Here is a 23,588-nt window from a genome sequence, read left to right on the forward strand (position 1 = left end):
TGTACTATTTTTAATTTTTATTAAATTATATCACAATTTAAGTTCTCTCTATTTTAACTTTACTTCCACCCTTACCTGATTCAGCTGGTGTTAATATTAATTTTACTGGGACTCTATTTTTTATTGTCTCTACGTGACTTATTATTCCTACTTTTAATTTGTCATTGTGTATTTTTTCTAATGAACTCATAACAATGTCTAATAAATTATCATCTAATGTTCCAAACCCTTCATCTAAGAAGAATAACTCTAATGGAGCTGTTCCTTTTAATTGGATTTCTGTTGATAAAGCCAATGCTAATGCTAATGAAGCAATAAATGTCTCTCCACCTGAAAGTGTTGATGCATCTCTTTCTGCTCCACCATTTTTATAATCTCTAATTATAAATTTCCCATTTTCATCTACTTCTAAAGCATAATTACCATTAGTTATATCTTTAAGGCGTTTAGATGCTTCAATAGAAACATATTTTAATCTAGTTGCTGCAACAAACTCTACAAATTTCTTACCTTTAAATAATTTATCTAAGTCATTTAATAACGCTAACTTATGCTCAACTTTTTCTTTTTGCTTTAGTAAGCCTTCAAGCTCTTTTATTTTATTTTCTATATTTTTAAACTCTTCTTCAACTTTAATTTTTATTTTACTCAATTCTTCAACTTGTTTTTTCTTTAAATCTTTTTCTTGTTTAATTTTTTCCCATTGTTCTTCTGTTAAAACTCTATTGTTAATTTTCTTAATTAAATTTTCTATAGTACCTTTAACTTTTGATAATTCATCATTATATTTTTCAATTTCTATTTTAAAATCATTTATTTTATTTTTATTTATAATATTATTTCTTACTTCTTCAATACTTGAAAAACTTTCTTCTTTTAATATTGAATCTAATTTTTCTTTATCTCTATCTCTGTTCTTATGAAGCTCACTATTTTTAGTATTAAGACTAATTATCATATCATTATATTTTTGATAATTCTTTTCTATTTCTTCTTTTAATTTTTCAATATTAATAAAATTATTTTCAATTTTTTTCATTTCTTCTTGAATATGCGTTAACAAATTTTCTATATTATCAACATCTCCAATTTTATTTTTTATCTGTAGAATTTTTTCATTTCTATTTTTATCTTTTTCTTGTAATATTGATTTTTCTCTAGCTAAACTTTCTCTTATATTATTTAAAGTATTAACTAATGTATCTTTTTTAGTAATTAATTCCTCTATCTTTTCTCTATATTTCTTAATATTTATTTCGGCTTCTTCTCTTTCTTTTCTTTATTAATTATCTCATCATTTTTAGCTTTAAAATCAATTACATTAGTTTTATCTTTTATATTATTTAATTTACTTTCATTATCTTTTAATATTTTTACTACTTCTTCATATTCTTCTTTTAAATTATTTAACTGTTTCTTTCCTTCTTCAGTTCTTGCTTCAATTTGTTTATATTTTGTATCTAAACTATGATATTCTTCTTTGAATATGGTTACTAATTTTTCTAGATTTTCTTTTTGAATATTATAGTTATTAATATTCTTTTCCAACTCTATAAACTTTTTTTCTAGTTGTTCTACTGAATATTTCTTAAAGTCTTCCCCTAAATCTAATATTGATTTTTTATTTTCTTCTAGTCTCTCCTCAGTTATTTTCTTATTTGTTTCTACTTTTGTAATTTCATATTGAAGCTCATTAAGTGTTTTTTCTTTTTCTTCAATGCTTTTTTCTAAAGCTTTAACATCTTTTAATTCTACATGTTTTAAATTTTCTTTATGATGTTCTACTGATCCGCAAACCGGACAAGCTTTACCTTCATTTAGATCTTTTCTTAAGGTATTTGCCAAATTTTCTATCTGTAATTCTTTAACATCAGCCTTTAAAACTTCTATTTCTTCTTTTAATTTAATATGCCTCTCTCTATTTTCTTTTAAGAAAATATCATAATTTATTACATCTTTCTTATACTTATCTATTTCTTCATTATATTTATTAAAATTTTCCCAAGCTTTCTTACTTTCAGAGTTTAACTTTTGCAATTCTAATAAATCATTTTGATTTCCCGGGCAATTTTTTATTAATTCTTCTAAATTTTTTTCATTTTCTCCTAAAGATTTCTTTTTTTCATCTAATTGATTTTTTATCTTTATTTCACTTTCATTATTAATTTTTATGCCATTATTAATCTTTTCAATTTTAATTTTAATATCTTTCTCTCTTTTTAATATATCTTCATAACTATTAGTAATGAGTAATCCTTTTTGAACTTCATTTTTAAATTCATTATCTATTTTTAGGCTATCTCTACGTTTTTCTTCCTCTTCTACAACTATATTTCCTTTCTCTATTCTACCTTCGATAGTAATTAAATTCTTATTATTTAATTCTTGATTTTTTTCTAAATCTTTAACTTTATTTTCTAATGATTCTATTTCTTTTTCTAAATTTATTAAAATTCTTCTATCTTCTAAAGCATCTTTAACTTTTTGTTCTCTTATTTTATACTCAGGTAATTCTTTATCTTTTTTTAATCGAGCATTATTCCATTCTTCTTCTATATTTAATTTTTTTCTTTAATATTCTCTAAGTTTGACATACATTCTTTTAATTCTTTTTCTGTAACTTCTATATTCCTTATAATATCTTCATATGTCAAAATATACGGATTTACTTTAAGTGCTGATTCTCCTAATTTTATAACCTTCTTAATTCTTTCAATATCTTCTGCTTTAGAAATAAGTTGTTCTTCTTTATTCTTATATTCATTAATCTCTAACTGTAAATTCCAAAGTTCTTGGTTTTCTTTAAATTTATCCTCTATAAATTTTAATTCATTACTAACACTATCTAAGTTTTCTATGCTTGTTTTTAATTCTTCACTTTTTTCATTTTTCTTTTCTTCGCTTATATCCTCATATCCCATTAGTTGTCCTAAAAGCACACTATTTTCAGTCTTTTCTTTATTTATTTCTCTTGAAAGCTTTCTTGATAAATTATCACCATATTGTTGTAGATTAAATAACCTTTCAAGCATTTCTCTTCTACTTTTACCCTCTAACTTTAAAAACTCTGAAAATTTTCCTTGTGGTAAAACTACGGTTCTAGTAAAATCTTCTAAGCTTAATCCTATTATTTCTTTGCATTTTTCAGTAACACTTTTTACTTTATCAGCTAAGATTATTTCTTCCTCATTAGTAATATCAATTATTTTACATTTTCCAGATATGGGGTTTCCTGTTTTTTTATCTCTTTTAAATTCTCTGACTACTAAATATTTTTTCACTTCTGAACCTGATATCTGAAATTCAAAACTTACATTCAATTTGTCACAATTAGTATTAATATAATTAGAACTCTTTCTAGATACTTCTCCATATAAAGCTAAAGTTATCCCATCTAATATAGTTGATTTTCCACTTCCAGTTGGTCCAAAAATCCCAAAAAAACCTCTATCAGTCAATTTATTAAAGTCTATTGTTTGTTCTTCTATAAAACTATTTAATCCCTTTATTTTAAGTTTAATTGGTTTCATCTTCTTCTCCTCCCTCTACTATAGATAAAAGTAATTCTATAACTTCATCATCTGCTTCTACTCCTCTTTCTTTTCTGTAAAACTCTTTAAATATATCTTGAAAAGATTTTTCTGATATATTCATTTCATCATCATTTTCTTCAATTCCATTTAATTTAGGTATTATCTCAAGTATGTCACTTTTTATATCTTTCATCTGTTTTATTTCGTCTTCTCTAATATATCTATCAGTAGCTACTTCTAAATATACCCAGCAGTTTCTATCTTTATTTTCTTCACATTTATTTATTGCCTCTTCTATACTTTTACATCTCCAAATTTCTATTGGCTTATATACTTTGAAATCAACTTCACTTATTTTGCTTTCTTCTCCAGCCTTAACATCAACAATAAAACATTTCTTAGTAAAATTAATTTCCTTTTTATTGTAATGTAATGGTGATCCAGAATATCTAGCTCTTTTTTCTGTACCTGGAACTATCTGTGGCTTATGAACATGACCTAAAGCAATATACTGTGCTTCATCAGGGAAACAACTTCCATCTACAATATAACTTCCCCCTAATTGAATACTTCTTTCTGACCCACTTTCTTCACTTTTCATAACAAATAAGTGTGATACTATAAGATTTATAGTATCCTCTCTATAATTTTCTTTAAGTGAATTAAATAATGAACGAATTCTATCCCCATAAGATTTTACTTTTTCTTCATCACTATCCATTTCTCCATACAGTACTTCATTTAATCTTTTTTCACTTGGATATGCTACAGTTAATATAACTGCCTTCTCATTATTTATTTCTATCTCAATAAAACCTTCACCTGAATTTAAAACTTTGTGTTTCCCATAATCTCCAGATTGAATTATAGTTTTAGGTGTTCCTACCATTATAATTCCATGTTCCATAGCTAATGGTCCTGCAGCAACTAATCTTTCTGGATTATCATGGTTTCCAGCAATAACTAATGTAAGTCTTTCTCCATCTTTTGATAACTTTTTTAATGTATCATAAAACATTTTTTCTGCTCTAGCAGGTGGATTACTTGTATCATAAATATCACCTGCAATAATTATTAAATCTACATTATTTTCCTGAACTATTTTAACAAAGTCTTCTAAAAATTCTTCTTGCTCATCCATTCTACTATTGCCCTCTAGATTTTTTCCTAAATGCCAATCAGCTGTATGTAATATTCTCATTTTATTCCTCCTATTATTGATATATATATAAATAAACTACTTTTCTAATATAAAATTATCTTTTTTATAAATATTATATCATTAATAGATAAATCCCTTTAGTATTATTTGTAAATAAAACTTTAAATTTAAAGGATTCACCTCCTTATAAATAGAATATTTAATTAATAATTATTTCATAATTGAAAGGGTGTTTTTATGAGTGATAAAGTATTTGACGTAATTGTAATTGGATCTGGTCTTGGAGGATTGCGTTCCACTCAAGAACTTTTAAAAAACAATTTAAAAGTTTGTATGATAACCTCTAAAGAATTTTGCTCTGGATCTAGTTTTTATCCTGGAACTTGGGGTCTTGGTATGATAGGTCCTAAAAATGAGAATGATAAAAAAGATTTATTAGAAAATATACTTAAAGTTGGTTGTAATAGATCAAATCCTAAACTTAGTTCAATCTTAGTAGATAAAGTTAATGATGAATTAGATTTACTTTTAAAAGAAGGAATCAAATTCAAAAGAAGTGTTGATCCTGAAGGAGTTATTCCTTGCTTTGATTCTAATAAAAGAAGATGGCTTGGTTTCGACTTTTCAAGTGCCAAAAAAAGCTTTTCTGAAATGTTAGATAATAAGAATTTAACTGTATTTTGTAAAACTAAAGTAATTAATATTTATAATATAAAAGATAATTCTAAAGGAGTATTAGTTGAAAATAGTAATGGATTTTTAGAGCTATTGAAATCAAAAACTATAATTATAGCCTCTGGAGGATATACTTGTTTGTTCCAACATAATTTTTCTCTTGAACTTAACTCCCCAATAATTCAATATTTAGCATATAAAAATGGTTGTGAGCTTATAAATTTAGATCTTATTCAATTTATACCAGCATATATTAATCCTTTATATAAAACAGTTTTTAATGAACGGGTTTTTAATTATATCACTTTAAAAGATAGAGATGGTAATAATATACTAAAAGATTTATCTTCTATTGATGAATTATTAAAAGAAAGATCTACTTATGGACCTTTTACAAGTAGACTTAAATCTAATATTATTGATAAAAAAATATTTCAATATTATAAAAAGGATAATGACAGTGTTTATTTTGAATACCCAAAGAATATAGAAAACATAGATGATACTTTAATATATAATTATTTTAAATGGCTTAAGGAATCTAATAAAAATATAAAAGATAAAATTCATATAGCGCCTTTTGCTCATGCCTGTAATGGTGGACTTAAAATAGATGAAAATGCTTCTACTACTGTTAAGGGAATATTTGCTTGTGGTGAAGCAACTGGAGGTGTTCACGGAGCTGATCGAATAGGTGGATTATCTACTTCCAATGCTTTAGTTTTTGGTGCAATTGCTGGAAAAAATGCTAGTGAATATTGTAAGTCTCATGAATTTGAAGATTTTAACATTGATATTAATTCTAATATTGAAATTAATGAAAAAGATATTATTGAGTTTAATAATATTTTATTTAATATCAGAAAAACTCTTTATCTTGAAGCCTCTATATTAAAAGACGATAAAAGCATACAAAAGGCTAAAAAAACAATAACTTCACTTATGAGAGAATTTAAAAATCTTAAACTCTCTCTAACTAATAACTCAATACTTGAAAGTTATTTGAATTTTTCTTTACTATATCTAAATAGCATAAAATAACTCTATGAACCCAAAAATCTTCAAACATGAGACAGTAGATAGTTTTGTGTAAAAATAAAACTATCTACTGTTTTTTTGTATTAACAGTTGGAAGTTTTGGAATAATATACTATATAAATTAGGAGGAATTATTATGACAAGAAAAATTGATACCAACTTTGATTACAATGAGGAAATTAAAAGATGTAAAACAATCGATGATGTAATGGGTAAAAACGGATTAATACAAAGATTAGTTAAAGATGTCCTTGAAAATATATTAGAAGGTGAAATGGAAGAACATCTAGGAAGAAATAAATATGAACGTGTAGAAGCAGTTGATCAAACTAAGAAGAACTACAGGAATGGTTATAGTCGCAAGAATTTAAGAAGTTCCTTCGGTGACGTCGACCTAGACGTACCCCGTGATAGAAATGCTGAATTTGAGCCACAAATTATAAAAAAATATGAAACTGTGTATACTGAGTTAGATAAAAAGATTATATCTTTATATGCTAAAGGTATGTCAACATCTGATATTCAGGCTGAAATTGAAGACTTATATGGAATAACTATATCACCATCGATGGTATCTAAAATAACTGATAAAGTGCTTGCTAGCGCCGCCGAATGGCAAAATAGAGTATTAGATAAAATATATCCAATAGTTTATTTAGATGCTATGTACTTTAAAGTTAGAAGTAATGGAAAGATAGTTAACAAGGCTGTCTATATATGCTTAGGATACACTATGGAAGGATATAAAGATATTTTAGGTATATGGGTTGATGAAGCAGAAGGTGCTAAATTCTGGTTAGGAATTTGCAATGATTTAAAAAATAGAGGTGTAAAAGAAATTTTAATTGCTTGTATGGATGGATTAAAAGGTCTTCCACAAGCTATAAAAACAGTATTTCCATCAGTAAATATTCAAACATGTATTGTTCATCAAATAAGAAATTCAATAAAATACATAGCTTCAAAAGATAAAAAAGCATTTATGAAAGATTTGAAGGAGGTTTATAAGGCTACAACAGAGGAACTTGCGTTAGCACAGCTAGATAATTTAAAGGAGAGATGGGGAGATAAATATGGAATAGTAATAGATTCCTGGTATAACAATTGGAGTAACCTTTCAACATTTTTTGACTTCTCTCCAACTATAAGAAAGATGATTTATACTACAAATATCTTAGAGGGTTTTAATCGTCAAATACGTAAATTCACTAAAGTTAGAGTCATATTCCCAACTGATGAATCTTTAAATAAGTGTGTTTACTTAGCAACAATGGAGATACTAGAAAAATGGACTCAACCTATACATAATTGGGGTGCTACGCTAGCGGAGCTATCAATAATATTTGAAGATCAATTAAAAGATGAATTAGCTTAAAAGCTTGTACTTTTTATAAATTATATGCATACTATTAGATTTTTTTGAAATACTAAAAAAGGTAATAAGAAACATTATTAGTATTTCTTAAATATAAAAAAATATTACTGGAAATGAAAATTTCCAGTAATGTTAAAATAATAAAAATGATAATTACACAGAATTATCTATTCTCTCTCAAACATTTTATTATTTGAAGATTTTTTATTTGTTAAATTACTTTAACTCTATCATTTTAACACTATCATTTGAAGATAAACTTGCTGCATTAGCCTCATCTGTATCTAAATGCAATTCTAACTTATAACTATCATTTACCCTTACAACAACATCTCCAAAAATAGTCTTTCTATCTCCTAATGTTATTACATTAACACTTTCTCCATTTTTAACATTGAATCCCTTAGCTTCATTTGAATTCATATGAATATGTCTTTTAGCTATTATTACATTTTCTTTTAAAATAATATTTCCTTTTGGTCCAATAACGCATATTTTTTCTGATCCTTTTAAGTCTCCAGACTCTCTAAGAGGACAGTTTTTTATACCTAATATAAAGCTATCTGTTTTTGAAATTTCTACTTGACTTGATTTTCTAACTGGCCCAAGAACTCTCACATTAAAAATACATCCTTTAGGTCCTGCTATATATACTGTTTCTTTTGCTGCAAACTGACCAGGTTGTTTTAAATTTTTCATTTCTGTTAATTTGTATCCTTTGCCAAAAAGAGCATCTAAATCTTCTTGGCTTAGATGTATATGCCTATTAGATACCCCTACCGGAATCTCCCTCTTAAGTAATTCCTCATAATTGTTATTTAAATTTTTGTTCATTTACAGTCACCCTTTCATGCACTTCTTAGTTGTCTACTAAAATTAACCTCTATAATTAATATGCTTTTAACAAAATAAAAAAGAACCTCAATAATTTTATATTGAAGTTCTTTTACTATATTCTATAATTTAAATACGTCTATATTCTTTTTTACGTCCTCCGCCATGTATTGTAATTCTTCAGCACTTTTATTTACTATTGAAAAAGTAGCTTCTTGCTCTGTTACTGATGCATTAACCTCTTCTGTTATAGCTGCTATTTGTTCTGTTGAACTAGCTACTTCTGAAATCGCTGTTAATACTTTTTCTTTTTTATCATTTACAATATTTACATCATTGCCTATTTCTTTTGTAGTTTCAACCATTTTATTTAAAACACCATGCATTTTACTAAAAGCATCTTCCATTAGTTCAAAGTTTTTCTTTTCTTCATCACTCATTTTTTCAGTTGTTATTAAAGTATTTCTTGTATTATTAACTAATAAGTCAATAGATTGTATAATTGAACCAATATTATCTGTTGCCTTTTGAGTTTCATTTGATAAACTCCTTATTTCATCTGAAATAACTGCAAATCCTCTACCAGCTTCCCCTGCTCTTGCTGCTTCGATAGCGGCATTTAATGATAAAAGATTAGTTTGTTCCGCAATATTTTTGATAATTCCTAAGAAATTAGATATATTATTTATTCCACTAAATAACTTTTCAATAGTTTCTTTTAATTCATTAAAACTTTCAATAGATTCCTTCTTTGAATCAATTAACACTCCTATTTTTTCGTTACTTTCATTTAAAGAAGTCACTACCTCATTATTAGCATTAATCATTAATTTATTATTATTTTCAAGACTATTTATAGCTTCCTCTAAATCCTTAGTTTGACTTTCTGTTTCTTGTGCTTGTTGTGCTACATTATATGTTTTTTGAGATATACCACTCATAGCTTGAGTTATTTCATGATTAGATGCTGAAACTTCTTCATTTACTGCTGATAAATTTTGTGATTGTTCATTAACTGTAATAATTGATTTATCTATATCTTTTAATATACTTCCTAGACTCTCTACGGTCTTATTAATTTGATGCGCTAATTCTTCAATTTCATCCTTTGTACTAATATCGTTAATTCTAATGCTTAAATCACCTTTTGAAATATCCTCCATGCTTCTAGTAAGTTTTTTTATTGGTTCTGTAAGCTTCTTTGATACAAAATACATAATTATTAAAGCTATTATTAATATTATTATTCCGATAATTCTAGTTGAATTAAATGCTTCACTTATTGTATTTTTTATATCATCTACATATCCAGTTGAATAGACATGCCATCCAAGTTCAGGTATTACTGTAGTTAAAGCAATTTTTTTCTTCTCCATTATATGTAAAATCAATTTGAGTAATTTCGTTAGATTTCTCATTAGAACCCTTATCTATTTCATCTATTCCTGTAATATTTCCTATAATATTTTTATCCTTACTATAAAGAATATTTCCACTTTTATCAGTTAAAAATACTTCGTATCTTTCATGATTATATTGACTTAATAATGAGTCATATCCATCTGCAATTACATCTTTGCAAATTGTTCCCAAAAAATTTCCATTTTCATCATTCATTCTTTTAGCTACAACATTAATATAATTGCCTGTTTCATTTGATTTAATTACGTCTGAATAATATATATCTTCTCCATTTTTTGTGTTAATAAAATACTCTCTATTTGATACATCTGCTAATAAGGCAGACTTATCACCAGCTAAAACAACTATACCATCTTTATTTACTATATATTCATTTTCTATATATCCGCTTTTAATATCCTTAGTTAAAATATTACTTAGCTTGTTTTGTGTTTCTATTGAAGATGGTTTCTTATTTTTTAAATCTTTAATATCTACTTTTATAAAATTAATAAAATCGTCATGAAAAATATATCCATTAACCTCTATAGCTTCATTTCTCATTTTTTCTTCTAGAGTATTTGATATTCCAGTTACATCAGCTTTTAATGTAAGTAATATTTGCTCATATTGCTTCTTTTCCATAGCATTAAATGTAAATCTACTTGTTATTATTGAGCTAAATATTAATATTGCACCAACTATTAATATTAATTTGCCTTGGATTGACTTTAAAATATTTTTACTTTTACTTCTATTAATATGTTCTTTTTTCATATCTTCATCAACCTCCCCTTTCTAAATCAAAAATATGATATTTCACAAAATTTAAAAAATATGCTTCTCTATAATACTTTCGTACCATATTAATTAAAATTTACTTTTTTTTAGTTTTAATTTTATTTATTATTTTTTTAAATAAGACATAGTTTCTTAGTAAATTATTTACTATTAATTATTAATTTGTGATAATATAAATTCAGAGGTGATATAAATAATGAAAAAGTTAGTAACAGTAGTTGGAGCAATAATTGAAAATAATAATAAAGAAATTCTTTGCGCTTTACGCTCAAAAGATATGGTATTACCTAAGTTTTGGGAATTTCCTGGTGGTAAAATTGAAGAGGGCGAAAGTATTGGTGAAGCAATAGTTAGAGAAATTAAAGAAGAATTAGATTGTCAAATTGAATTTATAGATGTCTTTAATGATAATACTCATGAATATGAAAATATTATAGTTAATTTAATAGTTACAAGATGCAAATTAATAAATGGTACACCAAAAGCTAATGAACATGCTAAATTATTATGGTTACCTATAGATTACCTAGAGAGCTTAACATGGGCACCTGCTGATGTTGCTGCTGTAAAAGAATTAGTGAAATCACTAAAATAGGGGCTGTCGCACTAAATAATAGTGCACAGCTCCTTTTTGATGCAAAAAAATAAATCCCAAACTCAATAGTTTAGGATTTATGGTAAAATGTTTTTTATGCAACTAAAAAATATTTTACAACAAAATTATACTGTAAATCGAAAGTTTTATCAATTAAAACTTCCTTTTGATATAGATTGCATAATTCCAGAAAATGATTCGGTGAGATTACTAAGTCAGTTTGTAGAGGAGATGGATTTAACTGACCTATATTCTACTTATTCTAAAATAAGAGAAAATCAAGTATCGCCAACGAACATGTTAAAGATTGTGCTTTATGGATATATGAATGGTTTCTATTCTTCACGAGATATAGAAACAGCATGTCTTAGAGATATAAATTTTATGTTTTTACTCGAAGGGGCATCTGCTCCGGATCACTCAACATTTGCAAGATTTAGAAGTTTACATTTTGCTCCATGTGCTGAAAAGATATTGGCTGAAATGTCTAATTTTCTTTATGAGATTGGAGAAATATCAGGCAGATCAATATTTATTGATGGTACTAAAATAGAAGCTTATGCAAATAAATATACATTCGTTTGGAAAAAAGCTGTGACAAAAAACATGGCTAAATTATTAACAAAAATAGCCGACCTTGTAAAAGAATGCGAAGAACTTTATGGTATTAAATTGATTTATAAAAATAAAGTTCAAATGAGGCACGTAAAAAAGCTAAAGAAAAGGCTTTATGAATTAAAGAAAATTGAAACTATTGAATTCGTCCACGGATGTGGTAAAAGAAAATCACCACTTCAAAAATCTATAGAGAAGCTTGAAGAGTATCTTTCAAAATTCAAAGAATATAACCAAAAAGTATACACCTGCGGAGAAAGAAATAGTTATTCAAAAACAGATAATGACGCTACTTTTATGAGAATGAAAGAAGATGCTATGAAAAATGGTCAACTTAAACCTGCTTATAATGTACAACACGGTGTTGATGCAGAATATATTTCGTGGCTTACTGTGGGACCACAGCCAACAGATACTACTACATTAATACCCTTTTTAAAAAGTATGGAATGGCATCTAAATTTTAAATATTCAAAAATAGTTGCTGATGCTGGCTATGAAAGTGAAGAGAATTACTCATTTATTGAGGATAATAATCAAATAGCATTTATTAAACCTTCTAATTATGAAATATCAAAGACAAGAAAGTATAAGAATGATATTGGCAGAATAGAAAATATGGATTATGACGCTGAGAATGATTTATTTATTTGCCAGAATGGTAAGACTCTAAAAGTCAATGGTATAAAGTTCAAGAAATCTAAAACAGGATATGAAAGTGAAAAAACAATTTATTCATGTGAGGACTGTAGTAATTGTAGCTTTAAGAGTAAATGTATTAAAGGAAATAATTCTAAAATTCCATTTGGGGAAAGAACTAAGAAATTTGAAACTTCAAAAAAGTTTAATCGTCAAAGAAAAGAAGATTTAGAAAGAATTATTACTGATGAAGGCATCTTACTTAGAATAAATAGAAGTATTCAAGCAGAAGGCTCTTTTGCACAAGTAAAACATGATATGAATTTCAGAAGATTTATGTGTCGTGGTCAAAAGAATGTTTTAGCAGAAAGCATCCTAATTGCTATGGCTCATAATGTTAATAAATTACATAACAAAATACAATCTAACCGAACTGGTAAGCATTTATTTGAGCTAAAAGAAGCTTTATAGTTAAATTTTTTAAGTCTTTTTTATTAGCTTTATTAAAGTGCGTCTATTTTTAAATAGAGTTTATTTATATTATAAAATGTGTAATAAATTTTATAAAAATATAGAAAAGGAGCTATCGCTAGCGGATTTTTTTACCCGCTATGCGACAGCCCCTTTTTTAATCCATTAATATTTTATCGGTATTTTCTATGCTTAAAGAACCCCCAGTAGATCCCATCATTCCTAATAAAGCATTACTACCAATTCTAAATCTAAAATACTGAACATTGTAACTAATATTCATATAACTTAGATCAAAATAATCCTCATCAAATTTTATTCCTTTGGGAATCTGAAAAACATATACGGATTCTTCTTCTCTGTCAATTCCATTTTTATAATTATAAAAATCACTTCTCCACCCTTCATTAAACCCTTTAAAAGAAAACTCTCCATTTGATAAATTTTTTTTACTACCAAAGCTTAATTTTAAATCATCAATACTAGCTATACCATTAAAATTATTTTTAAAAGAAATCTTTATATTTATATTTCCGTCCTCTTCTTCGTAACCTTCATATTTTATTGTAGGCTTCATGTTAAAGAAATATTTTTCAGATGAATTTATCCAGCTTTCTTTATCTTTTAAAATTACTTTTGAAAAACCTATAAATATCATTATACTCAAGAATATACTTATAGAGACCATTAAAAATTTTTTATTCATAAATTCACCACCTACACTATATCTTTCTTTTTATAAAATTTTACTGAGACATACATAGAAAAAATAAATACTACTATAAAAAATATAGTTATAGTTGTAAAATTTATATATTTAGTATCTATCCATTTAAATGCTACCTCTTCCAATCCATTTAATTTCATTGATATAAGAGATAAAAACTTAAAAGTAAATAGTCCTACTAATATTGATATTATTGGATTTAAAATTTTTGATGTTCTGTACGGATATTTAAAACTTATAGGTAAAATAATAGACATGATTATTAAAAATAGATTAATAGAAATATATATATCCTCCATAACTATAAACCTTGATAAAAAAAATAATTTTTCACTAGCTATAATAGAAGTTATTATTATTGTAATTAATAATATACTTATTGAAAAAATATACTTGCTATATATAACATCTTCTCTTTTTAATGGCATACTCAAAATAAACCTATCACTTTTATTTTCATAATCACAATAAAAAGTATTTACTACTATAAAGTAGGTTGTAACTATAGGTAAAAATCGTGGTATATAATAATTTATCATTGGTAATAAAATAAAACTCAAAAAAATTATTATTAATACTGATTTTACAGATATAATCCTTAATGTATTTATAAAATCCTTTTTTATTAGATTAAACATTCCCATCCCCCTTTAAATAATGATACATTATATCATCAAGAGTCACTCTTTCTGATTCCTCTATATCTTTATCAATGTTGTTAATAAAAAATCCTTCATAAAAATAAGGAGTTTTCTTTATATTAATAAAGTTTATATTCTTACTTTCTAATTCTTCCTTTGTTCCTCTAATTATCCTATACTTGTCTTTTATACTTTCCATATCCCTTGAGAAAATTAATTTCCCATTATTAATGAAAGTAATATAATCTGCTATTGAATCTAAATCAGAAGTTATATGTGTTGATAATAAAACACTTACATCGCCATCTTCTATAGCCTCCTGTAAAATATTTAGAATATCTTTTCTTACTGCTAAATCTAATCCTGCTGTTGGTTCATCTAATATTAATAACCTTGCATTATGTGATAAAGCATTCGCTAACATAAGTCGCATAGATTCTCCCTTTGACAAAGATCCTATTATAGACTTCTTACTTATATTAAATCTTTCTAAATAACCATTAAAAATACTTGAATTAAAATTTATATACATATTTGATATAAGTTTTTCGAAATCCTTTACTTTTAAATTACTATAAAAATTTAAATCATCATAAACAAAGCCTATGTTATTTTTCACCATAATTTCATCATCTAAAATAACTTTTCCATCAAATTCAATACTACCTTTATAAGGAATTAATAATCCTAAGATGCTTTTTATTAAAGTTGTTTTTCCAGAACCATTAGGCCCTATTAATCCCATAATAAATCCATCTTTTAATTCAAAAGAAATATCATCTAAAATAAAATCTCCCACTTTCTTCTTTAAACCCTCTACCCTTAACATACCTACTCTCCTTCATATAATAAATTAATAATATTAATTACGTCTTCCTTTTTAAGCTTTATTGTTCTTGCAGTTTTTATAACTTCATCAAGTTTATTTTCTATTTCCTTTAACTTTTCTTCATATATAAGTTCTTTGTTGAAATAAGAAACATAACTTCCTTTTCCGCCTACAGTTTCAATAAACCCTTGCTTTTCTAGTTCATCATAAGCTCTTTTGCTTGTAATTACACTTATATTTAAATCTTTTGCTAAAGATCTTATAGATGGAAGTTTTTCATTTGCTTTTATTTCACCCTCTATTATCCCTTGCTTTATTCCATTTACTATTTGCTCATAAATAGGTAACTTAGATGAATTACTAATTACTATTTTCATTTTTTACACTTCTCTCTTAATTTAGTTAATACTGTATATATATAGTATATACAGTATTAACATATATGGTCAAGATTTTTTCTAAAAAAAATAAAACCTAGGTGTTTTACCTAAGTTTTTTTCTCATTGTAACCATATTTTCTATACTATCAAAGCCTCTTTTTTTATAGAACCCTTCAGCCTTTTCTGATTTAGTAGTTAATAATGTAATTTCATCTATTCCTCTACTTTTTAATCTACTTGTAAATTCCTCTAGTACTATACTTCCTAATCCTTTACTTTGAATAGTTGTATCTACACAAAACTCTTTTATATTAAATTGCATTCCATTATAGTAGTATTCATGATTTCCAAGAATCACCCCTACAGGTTTATCTTCTTCATAAGCTACCATTCCATAAAACCCCTCACAATTTACCATTTGTGTTAATCTTTTTATTACAGTTTCTATAGTCCACTTATCATTCCACGGCTCTCTATTAAAAGCATTTATATATAGTTCTGTTAAAATCTCTATGTCTTCTTTTTTCATTTCTTCATATCTCATATAATTCTCTCCTCTAACCTTTAATATAATAAAAATCAGCGAGCTTTATTCTTATTAAAACTCACTGTTTTTTTATTATTCTACACTTATTACATCATATCCTTCTTCTTCTATAGCTTCTTTTAAAACTATATTATCAACTACTTCTGTTTCAATAGTTGCATACTTTCCTTCCAAGTTAACATCTACTTGTGATACTCCCTCTAAAGCTTCCAACGCTTCTTTAACATGAGCTACACAATGGTTACAACTCATTCCTTCAATTAAAATTTTCTTTTTCATAATTAACCCTCCTAATACTCTATTTTATTAACCTTTTAATATCTAAGCCTTAAATCTTCTAAGTCTTAGAGCATTTAAAAGTACTGAAACCGAACTAAAACTCATTGCAGCAGCTGCTATCATTGGATTTAATAGTGGCCCTCCAAATATATGAAGTACTCCCATAGCTACTGGTATTCCAAGTATATTATATCCAAATGCCCAACCTAAATTCTCTTTTATATTTTTTATTGTAGCCTTACTTAATTTAATAGCTGTAGGAACATCCATTAAATCACTTCTCATAAGTACTATATCTGCTGATTCTATGGCTACATCTGTACCAGAGCCTATTGCTATACCTATATCAGCTTGAACTAATGCTGGTGCGTCATTTATACCATCACCAACCATTCCTACTTTGCTACCATCATTTTGAAGTTTTTTTACTTCATTAGCTTTATCTTCTGGAAGAACTTCCGCTAAAACTATATCTATCCCAACCTCTTTTGCTATTGCTTTAGCCGTTTTCTTATTATCACCTGTAATCATAGCAACTTTTATTCCCATATTATGAAGGGTTTCTATTGCTTTTTTACTACTTGGCTTAACAGTATCTGCAACAGCTATAATTCCTGCTAAAATACCATCTATAGTTATATACATAGGTGTTTTTCCTTCATTAGCTAATCTATCTGATTTTTCTTCCATAGACACTATATCTATTTTCTTTTCTATCATTAATTTTTTGTTTCCTAAAAGGATATTTTTATTATTAATTTCAACTTCAATACCCTGTCCTGGTATTGCATTAAAAGCTTGAATTTCTTTTAATTTTAATCCTCTTTCTTCTGCTCCTTTAACTATAGCTTCTCCTAGAGGATGCTCTGACCCCTTTTCTGCACTTGCAGCCAAAGTTAGAATTTCATCTTCATTTAAATTGTTAGTTATTATATTAGTAACCTTTGGCTTACCTTCTGTTATTGTTCCTGTTTTATCAAATACTATTGTGTTTAACTTATAGGTAGTTTCTAGAGCTTCTCCACCTTTAATTAAAACACCATTTTCAGCCCCTTTACCTGTACCAACCATAATTGCTGTTGGAGTTGCTAAACCTAAAGCGCAAGGGCAAGCTATTACTAAAACTGCTATAAAAATCGTTAATGAGAATACTGTACTTTCACCAGCTATTAACCATGATACTGCTGCTAACACCGCAAGTCCTATTACTATCGGAACAAAATATGATGCTATTACATCTGCAAGCTTTGCTATTGGTGCTTTTGTACCTTGAGCTTCTTCTACTAATTTAACTATTTGTGCTAAAGCAGTATCTTTACCAACCTTTGTAGCTCTATATTTAATAAAACCTGTCTTATTTATACTAGCTCCTATTACGGTACTACCTATAGTTTTTTCTACTGGTATGCTTTCTCCTGTAAGCATAGATTCATCAATAGATGTATTTCCTTCTGTTACTTCACCATCAACTGGTAATTTTTCTCCTGGTTTAACTACAATTATGTCATTAACTATAACTTCATCTAAAGGTACTACTATTTCTTTATCATCCCTTATAATAGTCGCATTTTTAGGCGCTAATCCCATTAATGCTTTAATAGCTTGAGAAGTTTTTCCTTTTGAAATAGCCTCTAAATATTTCCCTAAAGTTATTAATGTTAAAATTACTGCTGCTGATTCGAAATATAAGTGCATGGCATAACTAGAATCACCACTAATTATTTTATATATTGCGAATATACCGTATATAAAAGCTGCTAATGTTCCCATAGAAATCAAAGAATCCATATTAGGACTTAATTTGAATAAATTTTTCAAACCTACTTTGTAGAATTTATATCCTACTATCATAACTGGCAATGTTAATGCAACTTGTATTAATGCAAAATTTAATGGATTTATCATTGGATCAATAATCCTAGGAAGATACATTCCTCCCATATGTCCCATACTTATTACTAGTAATGGTATAGTAAATATAATTGATGCTATAAATCTTATCATTAAAGCTTTTGATGGATCTATCTTTTTATTTTTTTCATTATTTAACTTTTCTTCTTCTCTAATAAGCTTGTATCCTGCTTTATCTACAACGGCTTTTATATCACCAAAACCTAACATATCTTCATTATAAGAAATAGTTAAGCTTTCTGTTGCAAAATTCACAGCCGAAAGTTCTACCCCTTCTAATTTTTTAGTAACTCTTTCTACTCTATTAGCACATGCTGAACATGTCATTCCCTCTATTTTAAAAGTTGACGTTTTTATATTCTTTTTTATTGAATATCCAGCTTTAACTATAGCTTCTTCAATTTTATCTTTTGTTAATTTATTTTCATCAAAGGATACATTTAGAGTTTCTGTTGCAAAATTTACATTTGCTTCATTAATTCCATCTAGTTTACCTAGTACTCTTTCAATTCTATTTGCACATGCTGAACATGTCATTCCTTCTATATTAAATAATTTTTTTTCCATTTCTCCTCCCTCTTTAATTAGCAATTCTATCTTACTTATTTAGAAAGTATTTTTTCTAATATTTTGTTTATCTCATCTATTTTTTCATCTCTATCATTGTTATCACAAGCTTCTTTAACACAGTGATTTAAATGACTTTTTAATATCATTAAATTAGCTTTTCTTAATAATGATTGTACTGCTAATACTTGATTTGAAACATCAATACAATATCTATCATCCTCAATCATTTTTATGATTCCTTCTAGTTGACCTTTAGCTATTTTTAATGGTTGTAATGCTTCTTTTTTATCCTTATTCACAACTTTCCTCCCCCCACCCTAGGGGGTATATTCAATTTCATTATATATCTTTATTTTCAATTGTCAATCAATTCTTAATATTTATTAGACTATGACTTTTTATACTTAACTAAGTTTATTTTTAGCCAATACCACCATAAATTACTCCTAAAATTATTATAATTATAGTAGCTGGAACAAATACATATTTACCAAATTTCATAAAATACATACCTAACTTTTTATATGCACCTTTGTTTAATCCTTCTAATGCTTTATCTGCATCTATCATATAATAAAAAACAAAGGCTGTTATTACAGCACCTATTGGCGAGAATATTATTGTTATAAAATTTGTAAACTTATCAAATATATCTCCACTTAAGCTTAAAGGAATTGCTAAAATAAATGCTACAGTAGCTATAATTATAGTAGTTTTTTTCCTATTCCATTTCTTTAATGACATTACCGCTTCTACAGGTCCTTCTAGCATTGCTATTGATGATGAAATTGATGCAAAAATAATACTTAAGAAAAATAAAGTACTTATTAAATTCCCTAAATGCATAGTTTGAAATATACTTGGTACTGTAACAAATAATAATGCAGGTCCTGCTGTAGGACTTAATCCTAAAGCAAATACTGCTGGCATAATCATAAATGCTGCTAGTAATGCTGATAATGTATCAAAAAGAGCTGTACTTATAGCACAACTAGGTATATCAAATTTATCATTTGCGTAACTACCACAAACAACCATACAACATCCTGTAAGTGATACAGTAAAAAATGCTTGTCCCATGGCCATTACCCAAGTTTTTGCTTTTAATAAATATGTCCAATCTGGTTTTAAAAGATATTTTATTCCCTCTGAAGATCCTGGTAAACTAAGAGATTTAAAAATTAAAACTATAAATATTACAAATAATAATGGAATAATTATTTTATTAATTTTCTCTATTCCTTTAGATACTCCAAAGCTAACTATTATTAATGTTATTATTACTGCTAATGCATGCCAAAATACAGTACTATTGCTATTTGTGAAAGCTGTAAAATAAGCTTCTGTATTTATATTGCTTATTTCACCTGTTAAACTTATAAAAAAATATTTTAATACCCAGCCAATAACAACTGTATAAAACATAAATATACCTGTTAACCCCAAGGTTGGTATTACTGATATTATCCTTCCCCCTTTTAGATTTTTTTCTTTAAATACTTTTCTTATAGCTCCTAATGACCCTTTTTTATATTGTCTTCCAAAAGAAAATTCAGTAATTAGTCCAACAGTCCCAAGAATAAGTACAAATAGAAAATACGGAATTAAAAATGCTGCTCCTCCATTTTCCCCAAGTTTATACGGAAACATCCATATATTCCCTAGCCCTATTGCTGCTCCAACACATGATAATACAAATCCTAATTTACTAGAAAAACTCTCTCTTTTTGCCATTATAAATTCCTCCTAGAATTTTATTTCTTATAAAATAAAAAAGCCCTATAGCATATGCTATAAAGCTTTAAACCTAGGATAATAAAAGCCTCATAGCATTACCTATGAGGCTTAATTTTACTCAATCACAAAAATCCTTAGCCATCATAGATACAAAACACTTAGTCTGTGTGGTTTGCATCTATGACATTTAATAATACAATAAACACAAACCCTATCTAAAGAAGCTAAAGAAAAAGTTATTATTCAATTTTGAATTATTTAAAACTCTTTTTATGTTCATAATATTATCTCCTGTTTGTAGATTTTTAATTATAATAACACTTCTTTTTTCTACTGTCAATATATTCCTGTTAAATTTATGATTTTACTTATTTTCTTGAATTACTTTTTTTAATTTATTTTGTACTAGCCACAATTTTTTTTGCTTTCTATTGCAAGCTACCATTTGGTTTTTATTATTTTTATTTGCATCAATTAATTTTATATAATGCTCATCAGCAATTTTTAATGCATCCTCTATTACTAAAAGTTCTTCTTTAGTAAACATACTATCCCTCCGTTAAGCAATTTATAGATAATATTATAACATAAATTTAAATATCATCATCTAATAAATCTTCACTTCATTTATTTTTCCATTTAATTCTACCATAAGAATATATTTTTTCCTTAATATTTTTAGATTATATGTAAAAACTAATACAGAAAATTTATTATTTTAGGAGGATTATTATGAATAGTAAGGGTTGTTATAATTCACATGAAAAATCATCCCCAGATCCAACATCAAATAATTATGAAAAAGAAATAAAAAATAAAACAAAAGCTAAAACCCCTTATGGAGAAGATGAACCATCTCCTCGTACAACATATAAATAATTATAAAATTATAGCCTAGAGTATAAATTTAATATTACTCTAGGCTATATTATTATCTATAAGAAGTCTTTAATGCTTCCTTTAAAATCTTAGGATCTTTTTTATATTGAGTTACAGGAATCACTTTTTTATGTTTAACATTGAAAAGAGTATAAATAGCAATTCTTGCTGCACGTACAGAATATTCTTCTGTAAACACCATATCTTCTGGAATTTCAACAAATTGACTAATCATCGCAAAGTTTGTTGACCCTTTTGGTATTACCTCTGGTCTATCACTCATTTTACGAGGTTGGAATTGAGCATCTATATAAGGCATCATACATGGAATAACATTTACTATAGTATCTTTTATTTCATCTAACTTATCTTCCATATGTAAATGATGTAAAAGTTCTATTAAGATTTCTTCACCAGTACAATCACGCATAGGTTTTTTTACGTAATCTCCAATATTATTTGTGTATAATCCATATCCCCAAAAAATTGTTGTATCTAAAGGCTGATTTTTAAAGTGTGGTTGAGCTGCCACAACTATACTCATCAACCAACTTGAATCTTTAAAGGTCATTAATGCTCCACTTCCTGGAATATTCCCTGAAAATTTCTCTATTAACTTTAATAATTTATTTCCTTTGCAAGTTACAGTAAAGCTTTCCCAATTTGTTTCTTCTGGATTTCTAAAGAAAGGTTCTGGATTACCAAGACCTATTTTCTTTTTAGCTATCTTACTCCAAAGATTACTTGATATTGGATTATCAGGTCTATATTCTGGAGGAGTATTAAAGTCTCCTAATGTTGTACTGTCAGTCATACATCCATTAGTCATTATACAAACATCTTCTTCTTTTAATTCTATAACTTTTTCGCCTTCGCTATCTTCTAAATGTATTGCTGTTACTGTTATTCCTTCTGATGGTTTAAAATCTAAATCTGTTACAGTTGCATTAATACTAAAGTCAACATTAAATTTATCTAAATATGCTTTTAATGGAAGTATAACAGATTCATATTGATTGTATGGAGTTCTAGTAACTCCTTCTAAAGTTTCAATACGAGAAAACTCAAAAATCATACGTTCCATATAACGCTTGAATTCAAATAAACTAGACCATTTTTGAAAAGCAAAAGTAGTTTGCCACATATACCAAAAATTAGTTTTAAAGAAATGTGGAGTATGCCTAAACCATTGTTCTATAGTCATATTATCTAATTTTTCTTCTGGAGTAATAATTAATTTACCAAGTGCCATACGATCTTCATTATTAAATCCCATACTAGTTACATCTTGAATTATTCCATATTTATCAACTAAACGTGCTTGTGCATGAGTTGGGTGTAAATGATCAAAGTTTAATATTTCTTCTGTAACACTTTTATTAGGATAATCTAAAGATGGGATACTTGAAAATAACTCCCAGAAATTTTCATAGGTTTCTTCATTTAACATTCGTCCCCCACGACATATAAATCCATTTTCAGCATCACCACTACCATCATTGCTTCCACCTAAAATATGCATACCTTCTATAATATGAATATTTTCACCTTTAAAATTACAATCTCTTATTAAGTAAGCAGCTCCTGCTAAAGATGCTAATCCTCCACCTATAAAATAAACTTGCTTGTCCCCGTGATCCATATAAGTAAATGGTAACGTCTCTATTTCTGCTTTGTGTTTTATCTTTTTTGTGGCTATTGTAGCTATTGTAGCTGCACTTGCTACTGCTCCTACAGCAAGTAAGATGTTCTTATTATTAATTTTTGAATTATTTTTTGGTTTATTCCTCATAAAACATGCCTCAACTTTCTGCTGATTATTAGTAATTTTTATTACTTATTCTATAGTGTTGCTATATTAAATTAATTTATACAACTTTATTTTTTATTTCCAACTAAAAAAAGACTAAAGCTAGAATAAACTAGTTTTAGTCTTAAGTTAAAAGTAA

20 protein-coding genes and 1 pseudogene are annotated in these 23,588 nt (G+C 26.8%); 5 read left to right on the forward strand and 16 right to left on the reverse strand.

The genetic code is table 11. From position 1 onward, the window contains the following. Positions 1-37: 37 nt before the first annotated feature. Positions 38-3,530, reverse strand: a pseudogene (locus BTM21_RS14235) (AAA family ATPase). After that, on the reverse strand, positions 3,517-4,734 hold the full coding sequence (locus tag BTM21_RS08910; RefSeq protein WP_021875037.1) for an exonuclease SbcCD subunit D: 1,218 nt from the start codon (positions 4,732-4,734) through the stop codon (positions 3,517-3,519). Before BTM21_RS08910 ends, BTM21_RS14235 begins: the two are co-directional and overlap by 14 nt. Before the next feature lie 198 nt (positions 4,735-4,932). On the opposite strand from BTM21_RS08910, the gene BTM21_RS08915 reads away from it, so the two are divergent. Both BTM21_RS08915 and BTM21_RS08920 read left to right on the forward strand, forming a co-directional pair. Then, positions 4,933-6,411: an FAD-binding protein gene (locus tag BTM21_RS08915; RefSeq protein WP_021875036.1), complete on the forward strand. Its 1,479-nt coding sequence runs from the start codon at positions 4,933-4,935 to the stop codon at positions 6,409-6,411. A 133-nt stretch (positions 6,412-6,544) separates the two neighbouring features. Beyond that, a complete protein-coding gene (locus tag BTM21_RS08920) occupies positions 6,545-7,783 on the forward strand; it encodes an IS256 family transposase (protein ID WP_079481173.1) in 1,239 nt (412 codons plus the stop codon). Between the two features lie 216 nt (positions 7,784-7,999). Here the strand turns inward: BTM21_RS08920 and BTM21_RS08925 are convergent, their stop codons facing one another. From BTM21_RS08925 to BTM21_RS13960, 3 genes are all read right to left on the reverse strand, one after another. Then, positions 8,000-8,617 carry a phosphate propanoyltransferase gene (locus tag BTM21_RS08925; RefSeq protein WP_021875035.1) on the reverse strand — a complete coding sequence of 206 codons (618 nt, stop codon included), beginning with the start codon at positions 8,615-8,617 and terminating at the stop codon, positions 8,000-8,002. Between the two features lie 122 nt (positions 8,618-8,739). Next, positions 8,740-9,993 carry a methyl-accepting chemotaxis protein gene (locus tag BTM21_RS13955; RefSeq protein ID WP_242944834.1) on the reverse strand — a complete coding sequence of 418 codons (1,254 nt, stop codon included), beginning with the start codon at positions 9,991-9,993 and terminating at the stop codon, positions 8,740-8,742. Beyond that, positions 9,953-10,795, reverse strand: coding sequence for a PDC sensor domain-containing protein (locus BTM21_RS13960; protein ID WP_021875033.1), 843 nt, complete (start codon positions 10,793-10,795; stop codon positions 9,953-9,955). Before BTM21_RS13960 ends, BTM21_RS13955 begins: the two co-directional genes overlap by 41 nt. 220 nt (positions 10,796-11,015) lie before the next feature. Between BTM21_RS13960 and BTM21_RS08935 the strand changes: the two genes are divergently transcribed. Both BTM21_RS08935 and BTM21_RS08940 read left to right on the forward strand, forming a co-directional pair. After that, positions 11,016-11,414, forward strand: a complete 399-nt coding sequence (locus BTM21_RS08935) for a (deoxy)nucleoside triphosphate pyrophosphohydrolase (RefSeq protein ID WP_079481172.1) — start codon at positions 11,016-11,018, stop codon at positions 11,412-11,414. A gap of 96 nt (positions 11,415-11,510) precedes the next feature. Beyond that, entirely contained in the window at positions 11,511-13,139 is a 1,629-nt protein-coding gene (locus BTM21_RS08940; protein WP_096145475.1) for an IS1182 family transposase, read from the forward strand. 157 nt (positions 13,140-13,296) lie between these two features. Here the strand turns inward: BTM21_RS08940 and BTM21_RS08945 are convergent, their stop codons facing one another. The 10 genes from BTM21_RS08945 to BTM21_RS08990 all read right to left on the reverse strand — a co-directional run bounded on the left by BTM21_RS08945 (position 13,297) and on the right by BTM21_RS08990 (position 21,307). Next, entirely contained in the window at positions 13,297-13,845 is a 549-nt protein-coding gene (locus BTM21_RS08945) for a hypothetical protein (protein ID WP_079481171.1), read from the reverse strand. Positions 13,846-13,856: 11 nt separating this feature from the next. Continuing rightward, positions 13,857-14,504, reverse strand: a complete 648-nt coding sequence (locus BTM21_RS08950; RefSeq protein WP_161493083.1) for an ABC-2 transporter permease — start codon at positions 14,502-14,504, stop codon at positions 13,857-13,859. Further along, positions 14,497-15,336 (reverse strand): ABC transporter ATP-binding protein, encoded by an 840-nt coding sequence (locus BTM21_RS08955; protein ID WP_021875031.1) that lies wholly within the window; start codon positions 15,334-15,336, stop codon positions 14,497-14,499. The genes BTM21_RS08950 and BTM21_RS08955 overlap by 8 nt, the downstream gene beginning before the upstream one ends. 2 nt (positions 15,337-15,338) lie before the next feature. Then, positions 15,339-15,713, reverse strand: a complete 375-nt coding sequence (locus BTM21_RS08960; RefSeq protein WP_021875030.1) for a GntR family transcriptional regulator — start codon at positions 15,711-15,713, stop codon at positions 15,339-15,341. A gap of 106 nt (positions 15,714-15,819) precedes the next feature. Then, the gene (locus BTM21_RS08965; RefSeq protein ID WP_021875029.1) at positions 15,820-16,260 is read right to left on the reverse strand and encodes a GNAT family N-acetyltransferase; all 441 of its coding nucleotides are present in this window, start codon (positions 16,258-16,260) and stop codon (positions 15,820-15,822) included. 75 nt (positions 16,261-16,335) lie between these two features. Continuing rightward, positions 16,336-16,542 carry a heavy-metal-associated domain-containing protein gene (locus tag BTM21_RS08970; RefSeq protein ID WP_021875028.1) on the reverse strand — a complete coding sequence of 69 codons (207 nt, stop codon included), beginning with the start codon at positions 16,540-16,542 and terminating at the stop codon, positions 16,336-16,338. Positions 16,543-16,584: 42 nt separating this feature from the next. Beyond that, positions 16,585-19,020: a heavy metal translocating P-type ATPase gene (locus BTM21_RS08975; RefSeq protein WP_079481169.1), complete on the reverse strand. Its 2,436-nt coding sequence runs from the start codon at positions 19,018-19,020 to the stop codon at positions 16,585-16,587. 35 nt (positions 19,021-19,055) lie between these two features. Next, positions 19,056-19,322, reverse strand: a complete 267-nt coding sequence (locus BTM21_RS08980; protein WP_021875026.1) for a metal-sensing transcriptional repressor — start codon at positions 19,320-19,322, stop codon at positions 19,056-19,058. A 121-nt stretch (positions 19,323-19,443) separates the two neighbouring features. Continuing rightward, positions 19,444-20,757, reverse strand: a complete 1,314-nt coding sequence (locus BTM21_RS08985) for a sodium-dependent transporter (protein WP_021875025.1) — start codon at positions 20,755-20,757, stop codon at positions 19,444-19,446. A 367-nt stretch (positions 20,758-21,124) separates the two neighbouring features. Further along, the gene (locus BTM21_RS08990; RefSeq protein WP_021875023.1) at positions 21,125-21,307 is read right to left on the reverse strand and encodes a hypothetical protein; all 183 of its coding nucleotides are present in this window, start codon (positions 21,305-21,307) and stop codon (positions 21,125-21,127) included. Between the two features lie 185 nt (positions 21,308-21,492). Here BTM21_RS08990 and BTM21_RS13790 point away from each other — a divergent pair, with 185 nt between their 5' ends. Continuing rightward, complete coding sequence (locus BTM21_RS13790) at positions 21,493-21,639, forward strand: hypothetical protein (RefSeq protein ID WP_021875022.1); 147 nt, start codon at positions 21,493-21,495, stop codon at positions 21,637-21,639. Between the two features lie 52 nt (positions 21,640-21,691). Here the strand turns inward: BTM21_RS13790 and BTM21_RS08995 are convergent, their stop codons facing one another. Further along, positions 21,692-23,431 carry an oleate hydratase gene (locus tag BTM21_RS08995; RefSeq protein WP_021875021.1) on the reverse strand — a complete coding sequence of 580 codons (1,740 nt, stop codon included), beginning with the start codon at positions 23,429-23,431 and terminating at the stop codon, positions 21,692-21,694. Between the last annotated feature and the right edge of the window lie 157 nt (positions 23,432-23,588).

The sequence above is a fragment of the Clostridium chauvoei genome (assembly GCF_002327185.1).
GTDB classification, from domain to species: domain Bacteria; phylum Bacillota; class Clostridia; order Clostridiales; family Clostridiaceae; genus Clostridium; species Clostridium chauvoei.